The 1,413-nt window shown below is 55.5% G+C and carries 1 pseudogene; it reads left to right on the top strand.

What is annotated here, in order from left to right:
- Window positions 1–1,413: pseudogene (locus tag BQ9893_RS20860) on the top strand (hypothetical protein); the annotation flags it as partial.

Genomic DNA, 1,413 nt, shown 5'->3' with positions numbered 1-1,413 from the left:
TGCCCATCTGCATCGAGACGTTGAACAACTCGAACGACCTGTGCCTGTTCCGTTGGCTTCCGTCCACGGAGCCCGACCATACGGACTTCATGGATTTCAACTTTGACGGCGGTTTCGAGTTCAACCATCCGAAAGACGTGTTCTGGAACGATGGCGGAGGCGATGCCGAAGAAGAACCGAACATCAAGGAACACCTGGGCACCGGTGACAAGTACGACAAGATGTACAAGGCGCTTGACCGCATGATGAGTTTCCTCTATAAATGCGTGAAGGAAACGCCTGCCGGCAAGGGCATGACCTATAACAAGGAGACGCACACGTTTGACGGGGTGGACTATGAGGATGACGTCAACAAGTTCCCGACGGCCAAATGGGTGAGCCCGACCTTCAAGGCGGAAGCCGGGAAGTATTTCAACCTTCCCAACCTGGCCGCCTACTACCTGTATGTACAGTTCAACCTGGGTGTGGACCAGCTGGCGAAAAACATGCTTGTGCGGACGTGGGACGGCGTGATGTGGTGGATAACCTATTACGACGGAGACTGCCAGCTGGGTTCGGACAACAAGTCGTTCCTGACCGGGAAGTATGATGACAACCGGCAGACCAAGCGGGACGGTGCCTATGTGATGCAGGGACACAACAGCTGGCTGTGGAACCTGATATTGGGCAATATGGGCAATCTGCTGGAGGAAGTGATGACCAGGGGTGTGAACGGCGGTACCAGCTTCATGAGTGCCTTCAGCATCCAGAAGGCCGTTGACCATTTCGACACCGAGCAGATGAAGAGGTGGTGCAGCCGGCTGTACAACAAATCAGGCATCTTCAAGTATGTGTATCCGTTCCTGAACGAGATGCCGGTGGGTGCGGACGGCGCGAAACAGACCTACCCGCAGATCTACGGTCTGAAGGGTTCGTTAAAGGCGCACCGGAACTACTTCATCCAGCGCAGGTATGACCTGAAGCAGGTGGAGTACGGTTATGTCTCTACGCTGGGCGCCCAGTTCTACCAGAGTACGGCATCGCTGGACAAGGCATACAAATTGAAGCCGATGCAGTACCGGCTGACCATCCCGTACCGTGTGCAGCTTTCCACCAGCAACGGCGTGCAGGCCGACAGCGGCGTGGTGGATGCGGACGTGCTCCACTCCCTGCAGCTGGCCCGTGCCTTCGGTGAGAACGACCCGCTGAAGATTATCGGCGCGGCCAAAATCAAGGAGCTGGTGTGGCATGAGGACGCGTTCGCCATCGGATTCAATTTCGGCTTGCTTACCTCATTGGTTAAACTTGACATGAGCGTGGAGAAAGCCAGCGGTTATCGTAACGGTTCATTCATGGCCTCGACGAACGGCATGCTTCTTCTGGAAGAGCTTAATATGCGCAACAACCTGCTGGCACGGAATGGCGATAACGGCA

This window comes from Parabacteroides massiliensis (assembly GCF_900155425.1).
Taxonomy (GTDB): Bacteria; Bacteroidota; Bacteroidia; order Bacteroidales; family Tannerellaceae; genus Parabacteroides; species Parabacteroides massiliensis.
Note: the sequence above shows the minus strand (reverse complement) of the source record. Positions and strands in the feature narration are given on the sequence as shown.